This is a genomic window from Thalassobacillus sp. B23F22_16 (genome assembly GCF_043496955.1).
GTDB lineage: Bacteria > Bacillota > Bacilli > Bacillales > Halobacillaceae > Thalassobacillus > Thalassobacillus devorans_A.
The window spans coordinates 29,731-44,840 of sequence record NZ_JBIEKD010000014.1 but is presented as its reverse complement, the minus strand read 5'-3'; the positions used below and the strand labels follow the sequence as shown (position 1 = coordinate 44,840).

The 15,110-nt window shown below is 44.7% G+C and carries 12 protein-coding genes; 10 read left to right on the top strand and 2 right to left on the bottom strand.

Annotated elements, in window-relative coordinates:
- Positions 1 to 46: 46 nt before the first annotated feature.
- Positions 47 to 1,399 (bottom strand): glucoamylase family protein, encoded by a 1,353-nt coding sequence (locus tag ACGTNI_RS12180; RefSeq protein ID WP_394462746.1) that lies wholly within the window; start codon positions 1,397 to 1,399, stop codon positions 47 to 49.
- A 443-nt stretch (positions 1,400 to 1,842) separates the two neighbouring features.
- On the opposite strand from ACGTNI_RS12180, the gene ACGTNI_RS12175 reads away from it, so the two are divergent.
- From ACGTNI_RS12175 to ACGTNI_RS12130, 10 genes are all read left to right on the top strand, one after another.
- Positions 1,843 to 3,429 (top strand): L-lactate permease, encoded by a 1,587-nt coding sequence (locus ACGTNI_RS12175; protein WP_394462743.1) that lies wholly within the window; start codon positions 1,843 to 1,845, stop codon positions 3,427 to 3,429.
- 71 nt (positions 3,430 to 3,500) lie between these two features.
- On the top strand, positions 3,501 to 4,208 hold the full coding sequence (locus tag ACGTNI_RS12170) for a FadR/GntR family transcriptional regulator (protein ID WP_394462741.1): 708 nt from the start codon (positions 3,501 to 3,503) through the stop codon (positions 4,206 to 4,208).
- 114 nt (positions 4,209 to 4,322) lie between these two features.
- Positions 4,323 to 5,036 (top strand): (Fe-S)-binding protein, encoded by a 714-nt coding sequence (locus ACGTNI_RS12165; RefSeq protein ID WP_394462739.1) that lies wholly within the window; start codon positions 4,323 to 4,325, stop codon positions 5,034 to 5,036.
- Between the two features lie 21 nt (positions 5,037 to 5,057).
- Positions 5,058 to 6,482 (top strand): LutB/LldF family L-lactate oxidation iron-sulfur protein, encoded by a 1,425-nt coding sequence (locus ACGTNI_RS12160; protein ID WP_394462737.1) that lies wholly within the window; start codon positions 5,058 to 5,060, stop codon positions 6,480 to 6,482.
- Entirely contained in the window at positions 6,482 to 7,192 is a 711-nt protein-coding gene (locus ACGTNI_RS12155; protein WP_394462735.1) for a LutC/YkgG family protein, read from the top strand. Before ACGTNI_RS12160 ends, ACGTNI_RS12155 begins: the two co-directional genes overlap by 1 nt.
- A gap of 136 nt (positions 7,193 to 7,328) precedes the next feature.
- Positions 7,329 to 8,792, top strand: a complete 1,464-nt coding sequence (locus ACGTNI_RS12150; RefSeq protein ID WP_394462733.1) for a helix-turn-helix domain-containing protein — start codon at positions 7,329 to 7,331, stop codon at positions 8,790 to 8,792.
- A gap of 208 nt (positions 8,793 to 9,000) precedes the next feature.
- Entirely contained in the window at positions 9,001 to 10,665 is a 1,665-nt protein-coding gene (hutU, locus tag ACGTNI_RS12145) for a urocanate hydratase (RefSeq protein ID WP_394462731.1), read from the top strand.
- A gap of 16 nt (positions 10,666 to 10,681) precedes the next feature.
- Positions 10,682 to 11,956, top strand: coding sequence for an imidazolonepropionase (gene hutI / locus ACGTNI_RS12140; RefSeq protein ID WP_394462728.1), 1,275 nt, complete (start codon positions 10,682 to 10,684; stop codon positions 11,954 to 11,956).
- Positions 11,953 to 12,939 carry an agmatinase family protein gene (locus tag ACGTNI_RS12135; protein ID WP_394462726.1) on the top strand — a complete coding sequence of 329 codons (987 nt, stop codon included), beginning with the start codon at positions 11,953 to 11,955 and terminating at the stop codon, positions 12,937 to 12,939. The genes hutI and ACGTNI_RS12135 overlap by 4 nt, the downstream gene beginning before the upstream one ends.
- A 90-nt stretch (positions 12,940 to 13,029) precedes the next feature.
- On the top strand, positions 13,030 to 14,343 hold the full coding sequence (locus tag ACGTNI_RS12130; RefSeq protein WP_394462864.1) for a YjiH family protein: 1,314 nt from the start codon (positions 13,030 to 13,032) through the stop codon (positions 14,341 to 14,343).
- Positions 14,344 to 14,395: 52 nt separating this feature from the next.
- On the opposite strand, the gene ACGTNI_RS12125 is transcribed toward ACGTNI_RS12130, so the two are convergent.
- Positions 14,396 to 14,974, bottom strand: coding sequence for a hypothetical protein (locus ACGTNI_RS12125; protein WP_394462724.1), 579 nt, complete (start codon positions 14,972 to 14,974; stop codon positions 14,396 to 14,398).
- Between the last annotated feature and the right edge of the window lie 136 nt (positions 14,975 to 15,110).

Here is a 15,110-nt window from a genome sequence, read left to right as displayed (position 1 = left end):
TGGCCTTTTTACTTGGTTCTGTTAAACGTGCTAAAGGAATAGCATTCTATTTAATTGAGAATTCTTCTTTTATTAGTAGCTCCTCCGGCGATTTTCCGGTTTCATCTTGATGGAAGTAATCCCGGATGACCCCATCCTTCAAGTAATTTGCTATAGAAACAATAGTCATACCCTGATCTAATGCCAGGTAAGCCTCGGTAACTTCTCCTGTCTCCACATTGACGGAATCAAGAAAACCATACTTTCCATACATATCATATTCTCTTAGTGTTTTCATATTTTCAAGAGCTTCCATTGGCGCATATTCGAGTGCAAGGAAAGTGGCATGTGGCGTAACCGTGCCATCAGCTTCATAACCATCCATACCTAACGGAGTTGCCGCGAATTCAGAATAATCTTCAGGCGTTGCTGCTGGTGACATGCCCCATGCATCATACCCTTGTTCTTTTGCATATTCGATCTGGATGTCGACATGGCGTTGATTGTTGAGGCCAAGGGCGTTTTTACCCAGCTCTTTTTCTTTCAGGACAAGTTGAGGCATCAATGCTTCGAACATGCTGCCACCCCAGCTTGGAACATATTTCGTACCGTTATAGCTATAATGCCCTTCGAATACGTCCACACCATCATAAGTTACCATATAGCCTTCAGGCTCCTGTGATTGCCAATCCCAGCTGGCAGGCATGGTTCGCTCCATCTTCCACCAATGTTCGCTTGGAACGTCTTTTTTCCCGATAGAAATGTAGCTGGCGACACGGGGTTCTGTGTAAAAAGCACCGTAATGGTGTGGGGTGTAGCTCTCTGTTTCTACATCATAACCGCCTCTCATCTGTCCTACTTCCGGAGTGTAGAGTGTGGAATAGTCCATCGCTTCTACAATGTTGTTGGTTTGTTCGTATAATTCTGGATAGGCTTGTCCTACGACGATCAAGCCTGCAGACAGCCAGCCATTATCCACGGTGGAAATGAACTGTCCCCAGTCAGTCATTAAGGATCCATCCTCGGTGTTATACCAGTTGTAAAATAACCCATTCCATGTTTCCAGTTCTTCTACTGTATTTAATGTAGTCTGAATTCTATCCACTGCATCATCTCTTGAGATGTGGCCCATTTCTTCAGCGGAAATCGTACTCATCATATACATACCAATATTGGTGGGAGACGTATGGGTTTGAGGTTTAATTGTGCCATCGTCCAGCCTGACAGCATCATCTGTGAGCCCGGTTTCTTCATTGGTGAAATCTTCGAAGTAACGGTAGGTTTGCTTTGATACCGCTTTCAATTGTTTGGATAAAGCAGCTTCTTTTCCTTTACTTTCGGATTTTGCAGATATTCCTGCGGGTAAAGCTGCAGTTAGTCCTAATAAAAGCACCAATAAAATCGAAAATACTTTGTGCACAGTAACACTTCCTTTAGGTAGTTTGGTGAAACGTTTCGATTAAAAGTATACAGGATCTAAAATAACCCGTAAATGAGTTTCATAGGAAATTAATCAGAAAATTCAAAATGGTTAATAGGTTGTAGTTCTATTGATGGTACAATCTGTGAGGAAAGTAATGAAGAGAACTTGGATTCTTTCCTACTGAAGATGATTTATTCTTTATGTTTGCGAAACGTTTCGACTGGTTACAAGCAGGCTGGCGTATAAGATAGTGCCACCAGCATCAGAGTAACGAGGATCAAAAATAGGGAATGAAAGTGTTTTCAAAAATTGCTTGTATTTTGGTGTTTCTGAGTCTAGAATAAAATTAGTTAACAGGTCATCAGATGACCATAAGATTATATATTTTTGAAAACGATTTAGTATGAATCTAGTAATCAACCAGAAGGGAGTTTTCAGCTATGTTGCTGCTCGTGGCTTTGAGTGCCATCATTGCGCCATTTATTTTCCTGGTGTTATTAAGGATGTCAGCGCTCAAAGGAATGTTTTTCAGTGCAATCATCGTTATTTTGTTAGCGCTTACGACTTGGGGGATGGAAGGGTCAGTTGTCATCGCATCCATCTTACAGGGGACGCATAAAGCTTTTACGATTCTATTGATTTTATTTGGGGCTATTGTACTGTTGAATACACTTCGTCATACAGGTGCGGTCGATAGGATCAACCAGGGATTTAGGAGTATTTCGGGTGACATGCGTGTCCAGGTAATCATTGTCGCTTTCTTATTTGGTGCTTTGATAGAAGGGGCTGCAGGATTTGGTACACCCGCTGCAGTAACTGGTCCGCTAATGGTGGCCTTAGGATTCAACCCAATGGCGGCTGCTGCCCTGGCGCTTATTGCAGATAGCCCTGGCGTTTCGTTTGGGGCTGTAGGGACGCCGATTCAAGTAGGGTTAAGTAACATACCAGGGGCAGATATTCCGTTCTTTCAAAATATCGGTGTTAAGATTGCTATGATGGATATGTTCGCGGGGACCTTCATTCCATTCATTCTAATTGTTATTTTGACTGTTTTCTTTGGAAAAAGAAAAGGAATTGGAGACGCTGCAGCTATGCTGCCATGGACGTTATTAATCGGAGTTACATATACGGCTTCCGCACTACTGTATGCTACGCTGTTCGGCCATGAATTCGTTGCTATTCTAGGATCACTGACAGGACTTATCGTAGCTACTGCTACCGCTAAAAAGGGTTTCCTGCTGCCGAAGGAAGAATGGACGGATGCCTTACAGGAAGGGTTCAAACCTGAACAGAAGAAATCCGAGATGGGGCTGGTTACAGCGTGGTCTCCGTATCTGGTTGTTGTAGGATTGTTGTTAGTTACCCGGATTATTCCGGTTGTCAAAGAATTTACGGTGAGGGCGATCGACCTTACGTGGAGCAATATACTCGGTATTGAGGGTATTACATCGGACTGGCAGCTTTTATATTCACCTGGAACGGTACTGGTACTGGCCGCTATTTTAGCTGTACTGATTCAGCGGAAATCTTTTTCTAATTTTACAAAAGCATCAAAAGAGTCACTCCATTCCATTAAAAATGCAGGACTTGCGTTAATTTCCACGCTTGCCCTGGTACAGGTTTTCACAAATTCCGGCATGAATATGAATGATTTATTGAGCATGCCGCAATATATCGCACTTGCACTTGCTCAAGGGTTCGGTCCAATGTGGATATTTGTTGCCCCATTCCTTGGGGAATTAGGTGCTTTTATTACCGGGAGCGCTACGGTATCAACACTGACCTTTTCGCCCATTCAATATAGTATTGCTAACCAAACTGGACTGAATTCTGAGGTAGTCCTATCGGCGCAGGTGATTGGTGCGGCAGCAGGTAACATGATTTGTGTACACAATGTCGTTGCGGCATCAGCAGTCGTCGGATTGTCCGGTAAAGAAGGTGACATTATCCGAAAGACTTTAGGCCCGGCTCTGTTATATGGTTTACTTGCCGGTGTCGGAGGATTTGTTCTGATACAATTTTTGTAAATGAGCTTCACCTTTCCAATTTCTTCTGTTTCCATTAAAATAAAGGTATTAAGCAGTTGGAGGAAGAACTAGTGGAATATAAACGGATACGTGCACGAAAAATATATGAAGAAGTAGCAGATTCATTGGTTGCCATGTTGAAAAACGGTGATCTGAAACCTGGTGATAAGTTAGATTCGGTGGAAAAACTGGCAAAGAACTTCGATGTCGGCAGGTCTGCGATCAGAGAAGCTCTCAGTGCTATGCGGGCGATGGGGCTTGTAGAAATGCGGCAGGGAGAAGGTACGTATATCAAAGAATTTGATGCCTCCCGGTTTTCACTGCCTGTGGCCGCGGCTCTTATCATGAAACGCGAGGATGTCAAAGAACTGCTGGAAGTACGAAAGATTCTCGAAGCAGGGGCGGTTAGTTCTGCTGCCGAAAGACATGAGGATGCAGACTTATCGGCTATGGTTGAAGCACTCCAAGCAATGGAACAAGCCAAAGGGAATGGAGAGCTTGGGGAGAAAGCTGATTTGGCGTTCCATATGGCAATAGCTCGTGCGACCGATAATCAAATGCTGATCAACCTGATGAACAGTGTTTCCGAAATCATGATGGAAACGATGAGGGAAACGAGAAGGCATTGGCTGCATTCGGAAAAAAGTACAGCCAGGCTGTTAGAAGAGCATTGGAAAATTTTCGAAGCAATCAAGCAAAGAGATACTGATCTGGCGCAAAAGCATATGCTGGACCATCTCGTAGGCGTAGAGCAGGCATTGGCGGATTATATCGAATAAAAAGATACCGCCTTTTCTATTGTATAAGTCATCAGATGACCTGTTTTTTATCATGGCGGTTAGGGAGGTTTCGAAATTAATTCGTCTTTTATTAAATATAGGGGAGTGACAGACATGAAGGTGTCCTTATTCATTACGTGTTTGTGTGATATCATGTCGAGCGATGTGGGAAAAGATACGGTGGAAATATTAGAAAAAATGGGCTGTGAAGTGGACTTTCCTGAATTGCAGACCTGCTGTGGACAGCCCGCTTACAACAGTGGTTATTTAAAAGAATCAAAAGAATCGATGAAACAGATGATGCGGGCGTTCCAAGATTCCGAATATGTGGTGGGCCCCTCGGGGTCATGTGTCTCGATGCTTCATGAATATCCGCACATTTTCAAAGGAGACCCGGAATGGGAAGAAGCGGCGAATGACCTGGCAGGGAAATCCTATGAACTGACCCAGTTTTTGGTCGATATCATGGGTGTGACCGACGTCGGTTCTAAATTTAAAGGAACAGTAACTTACCATCCTTCCTGTCATATGACCAGGTTATTGGGTGTTAAAGACGCTCCGATGACATTACTGGAAAATGTGAAGGGACTTGAGTTTGTCGAGCTTCCCGTCAAAGAAGACTGCTGTGGATTCGGGGGAACGTTTGCTGTGAAGAACCCGGTGATTTCGGAACAGATGGTACAGGAAAAAACAGAGCATGTGACAGAAACAGGAGCAGAATACTTAGTCGGCGGAGATATGGGGTGTCTGATGAATATCGGCGGTCGCCTGACACGTAACGGGCAGTCTGTCAAAGTCCTGCATATCGCCAATATACTTAATCAGTAATAATAGAATGGAGGGGATTCTATGAGTATCCGGATTGGCACGAATTCGTTTGAACACCGGATCCAGGAAGGCATCAAAAATGACTTTATGCGAGGAGCTGTCTCGTCAGCGCAAGGCCGGTTCCGCAGTGGGCGTCTGAAGGCGGCAGAAGAACTGGGCAACTGGGAAGACTGGCGTACACTTGGGGAAGAGATTCGTAACCATACGATGGAAAATCTTGATTATTATCTTCAACAGTTGAGCGACCAGGTTTCGAAACGTGGCGGAAATGTCTTCTTTGCGGAAACTGCGGAAGAAGCGAATGAATACATCCAGAACGTCATCAAGAAGAAGAACGGGAAGAAAGTTGTAAAATCGAAGTCAATGGTTACGGAAGAAATCGGTTTGAACAAGGCATTAGAAGAAGCAGGATCCGAAGTAGTTGAAACAGACCTCGGCGAGTGGATTCTGCAGCTGGATGAAGATCCTCCTTCCCATATCGTGACACCCGCCCTGCATAAAAACAAAGAACAAATACGGGAGACATTTGCTGCGAAAAAAGGCTATGACAAAACCGATAAACCGGAAGAGCTTGCATTATTCGCACGGGAACAATTGCGGAAAGACTTTTTGTCGGCCGATATAGGGATCACGGGCTGTAATTTTGCTGTAGCCGAGTCAGGAGCAGTAACCCTGGTAACCAATGAAGGAAACGCCCGCCTGGTCACATCGCTTCCCGATACACAGATTAGCGTCATGGGGATGGAACGATTGGTACCGACATGGGAAGATCTTGAGGTATTAGTCAGTTTATTGACCAGGTCTGCTGTCGGTCAAAAATTGACCAGTTATGTCACTTCACTGACCGGTACTCGTTTGGAAGATGAAGTGGACGGACCGGAAGAATTTCATCTCGTAATCGTAGATAATGGCCGCTCGAAAATTCTGGGAACTGAGTTCCAATCGGCTCTTCACTGTATCCGATGCGCCGCATGTATCAATGCCTGTCCAGTGTATCGCCATGTCGGTGGCCATTCCTATGGATCGATTTATCCTGGACCTATCGGAGCGGTTTTGACGCCACTGCTTGATGGGTATGACGACCATAAAGAGCTGCCTTATGCTTCGACTTTATGTGCAGCCTGTACAGAAGCGTGTCCAGTGAAAATACCTCTCCATGAACATTTGATCAGACATCGTCAAATCATCGTGGAAAAGGAAAACAAAGCCTCCAAAGGTGAAAAGCTTGCCATGAAAGGTTTTGCAAAATGGGGATCCAGCCCGGCCGCTTATAAGATGAGTACAAAAATGGCACGTACCGCCTTGAAACCATGGACGAAGGACGAAAAAATTGAAAATGGTCCGGGACCGATGAAAGGCTGGACGAATGTCCGTGACTTCCCGGCGCCAAGCAAGCAGTCGTTCCGTTCGTGGTATAAATCCCGTAAGAAGGGAGATGAATCCTGATGACCATTCAAAATAGAGAGTCTTTCCTGGATAACTTAGCGGAGAACCTTGGAAGAAGCCGTCGGACGGAAGGAGTAGAGCGTCCGGAATGGAGTGTCCGTCCTCAATGGGAAGTATTTAAAGGGGCCACACAGGATGAAATAGTGGATGTACTAGAAAAACAATGTAAAGTCATCCATACCGATTTTCGGAAAACGAGCGCAGCTGGTTTGGATAAAGTACTACGGGAAACAATTGATCATTACGAGGGAAGGGCGGTTATAGCCGCTGATGATGAGCGTAATTCCGAATACCAATTGGACAGTCTATATCAGCAGCTCGATGCCACAGGGTTGGAAGTTCACATTTGGGATGCTGCAAAAGGAAAAGAGAATCAAGTATTCGCAGAACGGGCGGATGTTGGCATTACATTCAGTGATGTGACCTTAGCTGAGTCCGGGACTGTGACATTGTTCAATAATAAAGGCAATGGAAGATCAATCAGCCTTCTGCCTAAAACATATATTGCCGTCATTCCAAAAAGCACAATCGTCCCGCGGATAACCCAGGCAGCAAAACATATCCATGAAGCGAATCAGCAAGGGCACGAAGTCTCTTCCTGTGTCAGCTTCATCACAGGACCAAGCAATAGTGCCGACATTGAGATGAACCTGATTGTCGGTGTTCATGGACCGATCAAAGTAACTTATATTGTCGTTGAAGATAAATAAATGATTGGATGACACAATCAAACAAAAAATACTTTATTTCCTGGGAAATCGACACTGAATTTTAACACCCCGGGTCCTCCAATATCTGGAGGACCCGGGGTGTTTACGTTACAATTAAAGACAAGGAGGGTGGCTTATGTACCAGTTGTTAATTGCTGATCGTGATCGCCAGGAGCTTTCCGGCATCGAATGGCTGCTATCGAAATATTCTTTTCCTATATCCGATATCAAGCAAGCCGGTGACTTAGCGGAAACATTGAATATACTTGAGAGTGAACAGCCGGATATATTATGTATAGAACTTGATATGATTCCTGAAGGAAAGTGGGAAATCGTAAAAAAGTTTATTCTACGACATGCCGGTATAACTATTGCCTTAACCATAGAACCAACATTTGAACGTGCCATGCAGGCAATTGAAATCAGTGCCGTCGACCTTTTAGTAAAGCCCCTATCACCTTCCCGCTTGAAGAATACCATTCAGCAGGGATGTCGCCAGCTGGCAGTTAAAGAGGATAATAGCCACCCGAAAATACATACTCATACTATCTTTTATGAAGATCTTTTTATTGAAAGCGACCTTCCTTATCCGCACCCGGTATATTTAATAAGGCCGGAATATGGGGAGCAGCTAAATAACTTGCGAGATTTCATTGTACAGTTCGATTTTTATGATGCTCCGACCGTATTTTCGACGACGGACCAAATCACACTTGTCTTTCACGAGCAATTACCAGAACCTTTTCAACAAGCGCAGCGTTTTCTAAGTGAATGGGAGCGAAACAATGGTGGGCCAGTGGCAGTCGCTGTTCATGATAAAAATAACGGGAAATCGATCCATAGTATTTACCAACAGCTGCGCAAGGTAATGGAAGCTACTTTTTTTACTGGATATAAACAAGTGCTTAGGTATGAAGAAAAATATCTGTGGCGTGATATGGACCCGTTTTTAACGATGGATGAACAACGTTTCTGGGTCCACCATCTGGATTATGGGCAGGTAGATGAAATTAAATCCTGGTTATATCGGGAGTTTTTGGATTTCAGAGCCCCTTACCCAAATCCCGGCTTACTCCGGACCAGGCTGACTAGCATTCTGGCGCAAGTGCGTAGGTTCATGATCCGCAAAGGGCTGGACTCGCCTGACAGGGATATTCGTTATAAACAGGTGTTTTGTAGTATTTTATATGGTCCGGTTTTATACAGAATTGTCCAGGAAATGGTCCTTTTCATCAATGAACTGATTCATACACTAAGAGAGCAATCGGAAAGGGCGATTATAAATGTAGGAGAAGCTGCGCTTTCCTATATAGAAGAACATTATAGGAATCCGGCACTGTCGCTAGGTGAGGTGGCTGGTTATATCAACCGTAGTCCTGCTTATTTCAGTCACTTATTGTCCAAAAAATATAACCAGACTTTTCGGGAAATTTTATTACAGGTACGCATACAGAAGGCGAAGGTATTGCTTGAATCGACAGATGAAAATATCCAGCAAATTGCTGGTGAGGTCGGTTTCAACCAGCCTAATTATTTCAGTCGTGTTTTTAAAAAAATGACGGGTAAAACCCCACGGGAATATCGGAACATAAAAGTATAAACCACCCCGGAGCCCTCCAATATCTGGAGGACCTGGGGTGGTTATTTTTATCTTTAGCTAAAATTAATGCTATTTTATGAAAGCGTTTAACAATGTTTATTTATCCTTTTAATAACAAAGTATCCTTATTCTAAAGTTAGTTATCTATTATCCTTTTCCTCTCCTTGCTAAGCTTTAATTAAAGATAATTCAGGAGGGGATGAATGAGATGAGTGATACGAAATCGGGACGAGTGAAGCAGTATCGGGGAACCGAACTGCATACAAAAGGCTGGATACAGGAAGCAGCACTGCGTATGCTGAGCAACAACCTGCATCCAGAGGTAGCAGAAAACCCTGATGAGCTGGTTGTTTACGGGGGGATTGGAAAGGCAGCAAGGAACTGGGAGAGCTTCGATGCAATCGTAGAGGCATTAAAGACGATGGAAGAAGATGAAACATTACTGATCCAGTCCGGAAAGCCGGTTGCAGTATTCCGCTCTCATAAGGACGCCCCGAAAGTGCTGATTGCCAACTCTAATTTAGTGCCTGCCTGGGCGAATTGGGATCACTTCCATGAACTCGATCAAAAAGGATTAATGATGTTCGGTCAGATGACGGCTGGAAGCTGGATTTATATCGGCAGCCAGGGAATTGTCCAGGGAACGTATGAAACATTTGCAGAATGTGCCCGCCAGCATTTTGATGGAAAGCTGTCCGGCACGATTACTTTGACGGCAGGACTGGGTGGCATGGGTGGTGCCCAGCCACTGGCAGTTACTTTGAATGGTGGTGTTTGTATTGCTGTCGAAGTGGACCCGCATCGTATCCAGCGGCGCCTGGATACGAAGTACCTGGATACTTCAACTGACAAACTTGATGAAGCGATCCGGATGGCAGAGGAAGCTCGTGCCCAGGGAAAAGCCATGTCCATTGGACTTCTCGGTAATGCTTCTGAAATTTTACCGGAGATGATCGCGAAAGGCTTCATTCCAGATGTACTCACAGATCAGACTTCCGCACATGACCCGTTGAATGGGTACGTCCCCATGGGCATGGAGCTGGATGAGGCTGCCCGTTTAAGAAGAGAAAACGCAAAGGAGTACATCAAGCTTTCAACACAGAGTATTGCCGCCCATGTCAAAGCGATGCTTGAGATGCAGGGTAAAGGTGCAGTCACATTTGATTATGGTAACAATATCCGCCAGGTCGCAAAGGACGAAGGGGTTACTAATGCCTTTGATTTTCCAGGGTTTGTCCCTGCTTACATCCGCCCGCAATTCTGTGAAGGGAAAGGGCCTTTCCGCTGGGTAGCATTATCGGGTGACCCGGAAGACATTTATAAAACTGATGAAGTGATTTTAAAAGAGTTCAGTGATAACACACACTTGTGCAACTGGATCCGGATGGCACAGGAGAAAATAAGCTTTCAGGGTCTCCCTTCCCGGATTTGCTGGCTCGGTTATGGAGAGCGGGCGAAATTTGGAAAAATCATCAATGACATGGTGGCGACTGGGGAGTTGAAGGCACCGATCGTCATCGGAAGGGATCACCTTGATTCCGGTTCTGTCGCTTCACCAAACCGGGAAACAGAAGCGATGAAAGATGGAAGTGATGCTGTAGCTGATTGGCCAATTCTGAATGCACTCATCAACAGTGTCGGTGGTGCCAGCTGGGTAAGTGTCCACCATGGCGGCGGTGTCGGAATGGGTTATTCTCTTCACGCCGGAATGGTGATTGTTGCTGATGGCACAAAAGATGCAGAAAAGCGACTGGAACGCGTATTAACAACAGATCCAGGAATGGGGATAGCGAGACATGTTGACGCAGGCTATGAGCTCGCGGAAAAGACAGCGAAAGAAAAAGGCGTTCATATACCAATGCTAAAAAAGTAACTGGAGGGAGAGCTTTATGACACAAAAATTATTGATTACCAATGCAGCCCAATTGATTACGATGGCCGGTCATAACGATCAGCCAGCGAAACAAGAGGCGATGGCGCAGTTAGAAATAATTGAAAATGGCTCTGTCTATATCGAAGATGGGAAAGTTGTGGCAATAGGACCTGATGAAGAACTCAGCGAAAATTATGGAGACTTGATCGGTACGAATTCGCATATAGATGCTACAGGGAAGGTCGTCACACCTGGGTTGATTGACCCACACACTCACCTTGTCCATGCCGGTACAAGGGAAAATGAATATGCGATGCGGTTGAAAGGCAAAACGTACATGGAAATCATGCAGTCCGGTGGCGGTATTCACGCAACAACGCGGGCAACGCAGGCAGCCGGGCATGAACAATTATTTGAAGAATCCAGGAAGCGGCTCGATCAGTTTTTGCTGCATGGGGTGACTACTGTTGAAGCGAAAAGCGGCTACGGTCTTACGCTGGAACATGAACTGAAGCAATTAGAAGTAGCAAAGCAGTTGGATGAAGATCATCCAATTGATGTGGTTTCCACTTTTATGGGCGCCCATGCGGTGCCAATGGATGAAAAAGATAATCCGGAGCCGTTCGTTGACAGGGTCATCAACGAAATGATACCGGAAGTGGCCCGGCGTAAACTGGCCGTCTTCAATGATGTTTTTTGTGAGCGAGGCGTTTTCACACCGGAGCAATCGAAACGAATTCTGGAAGCAGGAAATAAACATGGCCTGATTCCGAAAATTCATGCCGATGAAATTGAACCATACGGTGGAGCTGAACTCGCCGCACAAGTAGGGGCGATTTCAGCCGATCATTTGTTGAAAGCGTCCGATCAGGGCATCAAAGACATGGCGGAAAAAGAGGTCGTAGGTGTCTTGCTGCCAGGTACTGCGTTTTTCCTGATGGCAGAGTTTGCTGAGGCCAGAAAGATGATCGATGGCGGAGTTGCTGTCGCTTTATCGACCGATGCCAATCCAGGGTCCTCTCCAACGATTTCGCTTCCATTCATCATGAACCTGGGATGTCTGAAAATGGGAATGACCCCGGAAGAAGTTTTAACGGCAACAACGATTAATGCTGCCCATGCGATAGGAGCAGCAGGGGAGGTCGGCAGCCTGGAGCCTGGTAAAAAAGGTGATGTAACTATTTTTGATGTGCCGAATTACCTTGTGCTGTCTTATCAATATGGCATGAATCATGTGGATACAGTCGTAAAAGCAGGCAAGCCGCTGGTTGTGGGAGGGCAGCTGCAATGACGGATTATCCTTATCCAATGCTCGACAGGCCAGGCATGGTTTGGACGAAACAAACGGATAAGCAGGCTGACCTTAAAGTTCATGAATGGATTGAAACACTTGGCGATGAAGAACCTGATTGGAAGGAGATCGATGTCACGATTTTTGGGGTGCCACTTTCCAAATCATCAATCAGTACATCCGCTGCCAGCGAAAACCCGGATGCGATGCGAAAAGTATGGAAATCCTTCGGTACTTATAATTTAGATGAAGCTATTGACCTTGCCCGATTGAAGGCCGTTGACTTAGGTGACGTCAAACAGCATGTAACCGATATTGCTTACACTCACCAGCAGATCAGTGAAGCGATGACTGCTATGAGGAAATATCATCCGCATACGATACCTGTTGCGATGGGTGGAGATCATTCCATTACAGCGATGCTGGTGAAAGGTTGGAAAGAGGCTCATCCTGAAGAAACGGTGGGGGTTCTGCAATTCGATACCCATTTCGATTTGCGGGATCTGAGTGAATTGGGGCCTGCCAATGGAACACCGATTCGCAATTTAATTGAAAGTGGAACTATTGAAGGAAAGCATGTCCATAATATCGGTCTCCATGGATTTTTCAATGCCAAAGAACTAAAAGATTACGCTGATGAAGTTGGGCTGCATTATACGACGATGAAGCAGGCGAGAAAAAAAGGCATGGCTGCAGTGGTGACCAGTGCACTTGCGCAATTATCAGGTCAGGTGGATACAATTTATCTTACCGTCGATATGGATGTTCTCGACATTTCACACAATCCTGCGGCGCCCGCAGCAACGCCGGGAGGGATGTATACCGAAGAATTATTCGAAGCAGTACAGCTTGCCGGTGAGCACCCAAAAGTGAAAGCAATGGATATCGTCTGTCTCGATCCGAGAAAGGATGTTGGTGAGATGGCAGTGAAAAGCGCTGTACATGTGATGCTTTCTTTTTTAACGGGATATTGTAAACGGTGAAGGAAGAGCGAGAGTGAGTCTCGCTCTTCCTTCACCAAAATTTAATTCACACAATAGGAGGCTGAAGGCATGGAAAACGTTCAAAAGGATATGAATATCCAGGAGACCCCAAAATCTCCGAGTGGAACTACTATACTTAAGTTCTTTCTTTTCAGCTTGATTGGTATATTTACATTTTTTATCCCGATCACCATCAATGAAACCTCATCCATACCACTCGATCATATGGTTACCTTCATTCAGACATCATTCGGCAGTTTAGTTCCTTATTACGCTCTTTTAGTTATCGTGTTAGGAGCGGCTTACCCTTTTTATAATCAATCCTGGAATAAAGACGCAGTTAATATAACTCTATCCTTCTTTAAAGTTCTTGGTGTGGCCGTTGCTGCTATGCTTATTTTCAATCTTGGTCCCGGCTGGCTGTTCGCCCCAAGCATGGGCCCGTTCTTATTTGAAAAACTGGTAATCCCGGTTGGACTTCTTGTCCCTATTGGTGCAGTCTTTCTCGCATTGCTAGTCGGCTACGGTCTGCTGGAGTTTATCGGTGTCATGCTGCAGCCTATTATGCGTCCGATTTGGAAAACACCTGGCCGTTCAGCGATTGATGCGGTTGCTTCATTCGTCGGTAGTTATTCGATTGGCCTCCTAATCACCAATCGTGTTTTTAAAGAAGGGAAGTATACGGTCAAAGAAGCGACCATCATTGCGACTGGATTTTCCACTGTATCTGCTACATTCATGATTGTTGTTGCTAAAACGCTAGGCTTAATGGAAATATGGAATACGTACTTTTGGGTTACATTGTTCGTCACTTTTTTAGTGACTGCTATTACCGTTCGTATCTGGCCATTGAACAAAATCAGTGATTCCTATGTAGATGGGAAAGGTAATCCCGAGGAAGTGATAAAAAAGAATCGAATAAAAGCCGCTTGGTCTCAGGCCATGGAGGCAGCGGCACAATCGCCATCCATAGGTAAAAATATTTGGATGAATCTGAAAGAAGGTTTTATCATGACGATGGCGATCTTGCCTTCGATTCTGTCAGTAGGACTGCTGGGATTAGTGTTGGCAGAATTTACGCCTGTATTTGATATTTTAGGTTACATCTTTTATCCATTCACTTTATTGATGCAAGTTCCGGAACCGTTGCTTGCCGCTAAAGCTTCTGCGATTGAGATAGCGGAAATGTTCTTGCCCGCACTACTTGTGACGGAAGCGCCAATGATCACTAAATTTGTCATTGGAACATTGTCGGTTTCGGCTATTCTATTTTTCTCAGCGTTAATCCCATGTATACTATCCACACAAATTCCAGTCAGTATACCGAAGCTGATTGTCATCTGGATTGAACGGACCATTCTCACCATCATCATCGTGACACCAATCGCCTATTTACTACTTTGAAATGAAGATACCCCGGAGCCCTCCAAAATCTGGAGGACCCGGGGTATTTGCGTTAGTTTCTGCTGGCGACTTCGCGTAGGAGATTGGACCTGATGGTTTCCTTTGTTTCTTCGTATTGTGCTTTTAAATCATCAGCATCGGTGGTACTATATCCGTTGACTTTCAATTCTTCTTGATACTCGTTATAGATTTGAAGAAATGCTTCATCCGTCTTATCTTCCAATTCCTGCGCTGCTTTCGTATATTTTTGGTAGAGCTGGATAAGCGATCCTTCTTTACCGCTTTGGATTTGTTCCTGGTAATCAGTTACCGCGTCCTGAATGAGTTGGTCAACCTGCAAGTTGACTTGCTTTTCCAACTCTTCAAATTTCGGCTCGAAATTATCTTTAATGGTTTCTTTCGTAATTTCTTCCCCTAGTGCTTTGTCTTCGTAATGAAGGCTTCTGAATGGCTTTTCTGTAATTGGTTCATCCCATTGAATTATCTGTTTTACTTCTTCGTGCAGGAGATTGTTCTGACCCTCATTGCCTGCTTCTTCCGGCATCTTTACCATTAATAATAGTAAAGTTCCAATAGAAGCAAGGACAACCATAAACGATACCAGTGCCAGCATCCCTCTTAACTTATTCATTATTCACCCCACCCACCATAGCTCAAATAGTATTATCACAAGTATGGGTAAATTCGATAGAAAATAAACACCCCGGGTCCTCCAGAAAATGGATTATTGCTTTTACAAGATTCGACTAATTAAGTATAATGTAATG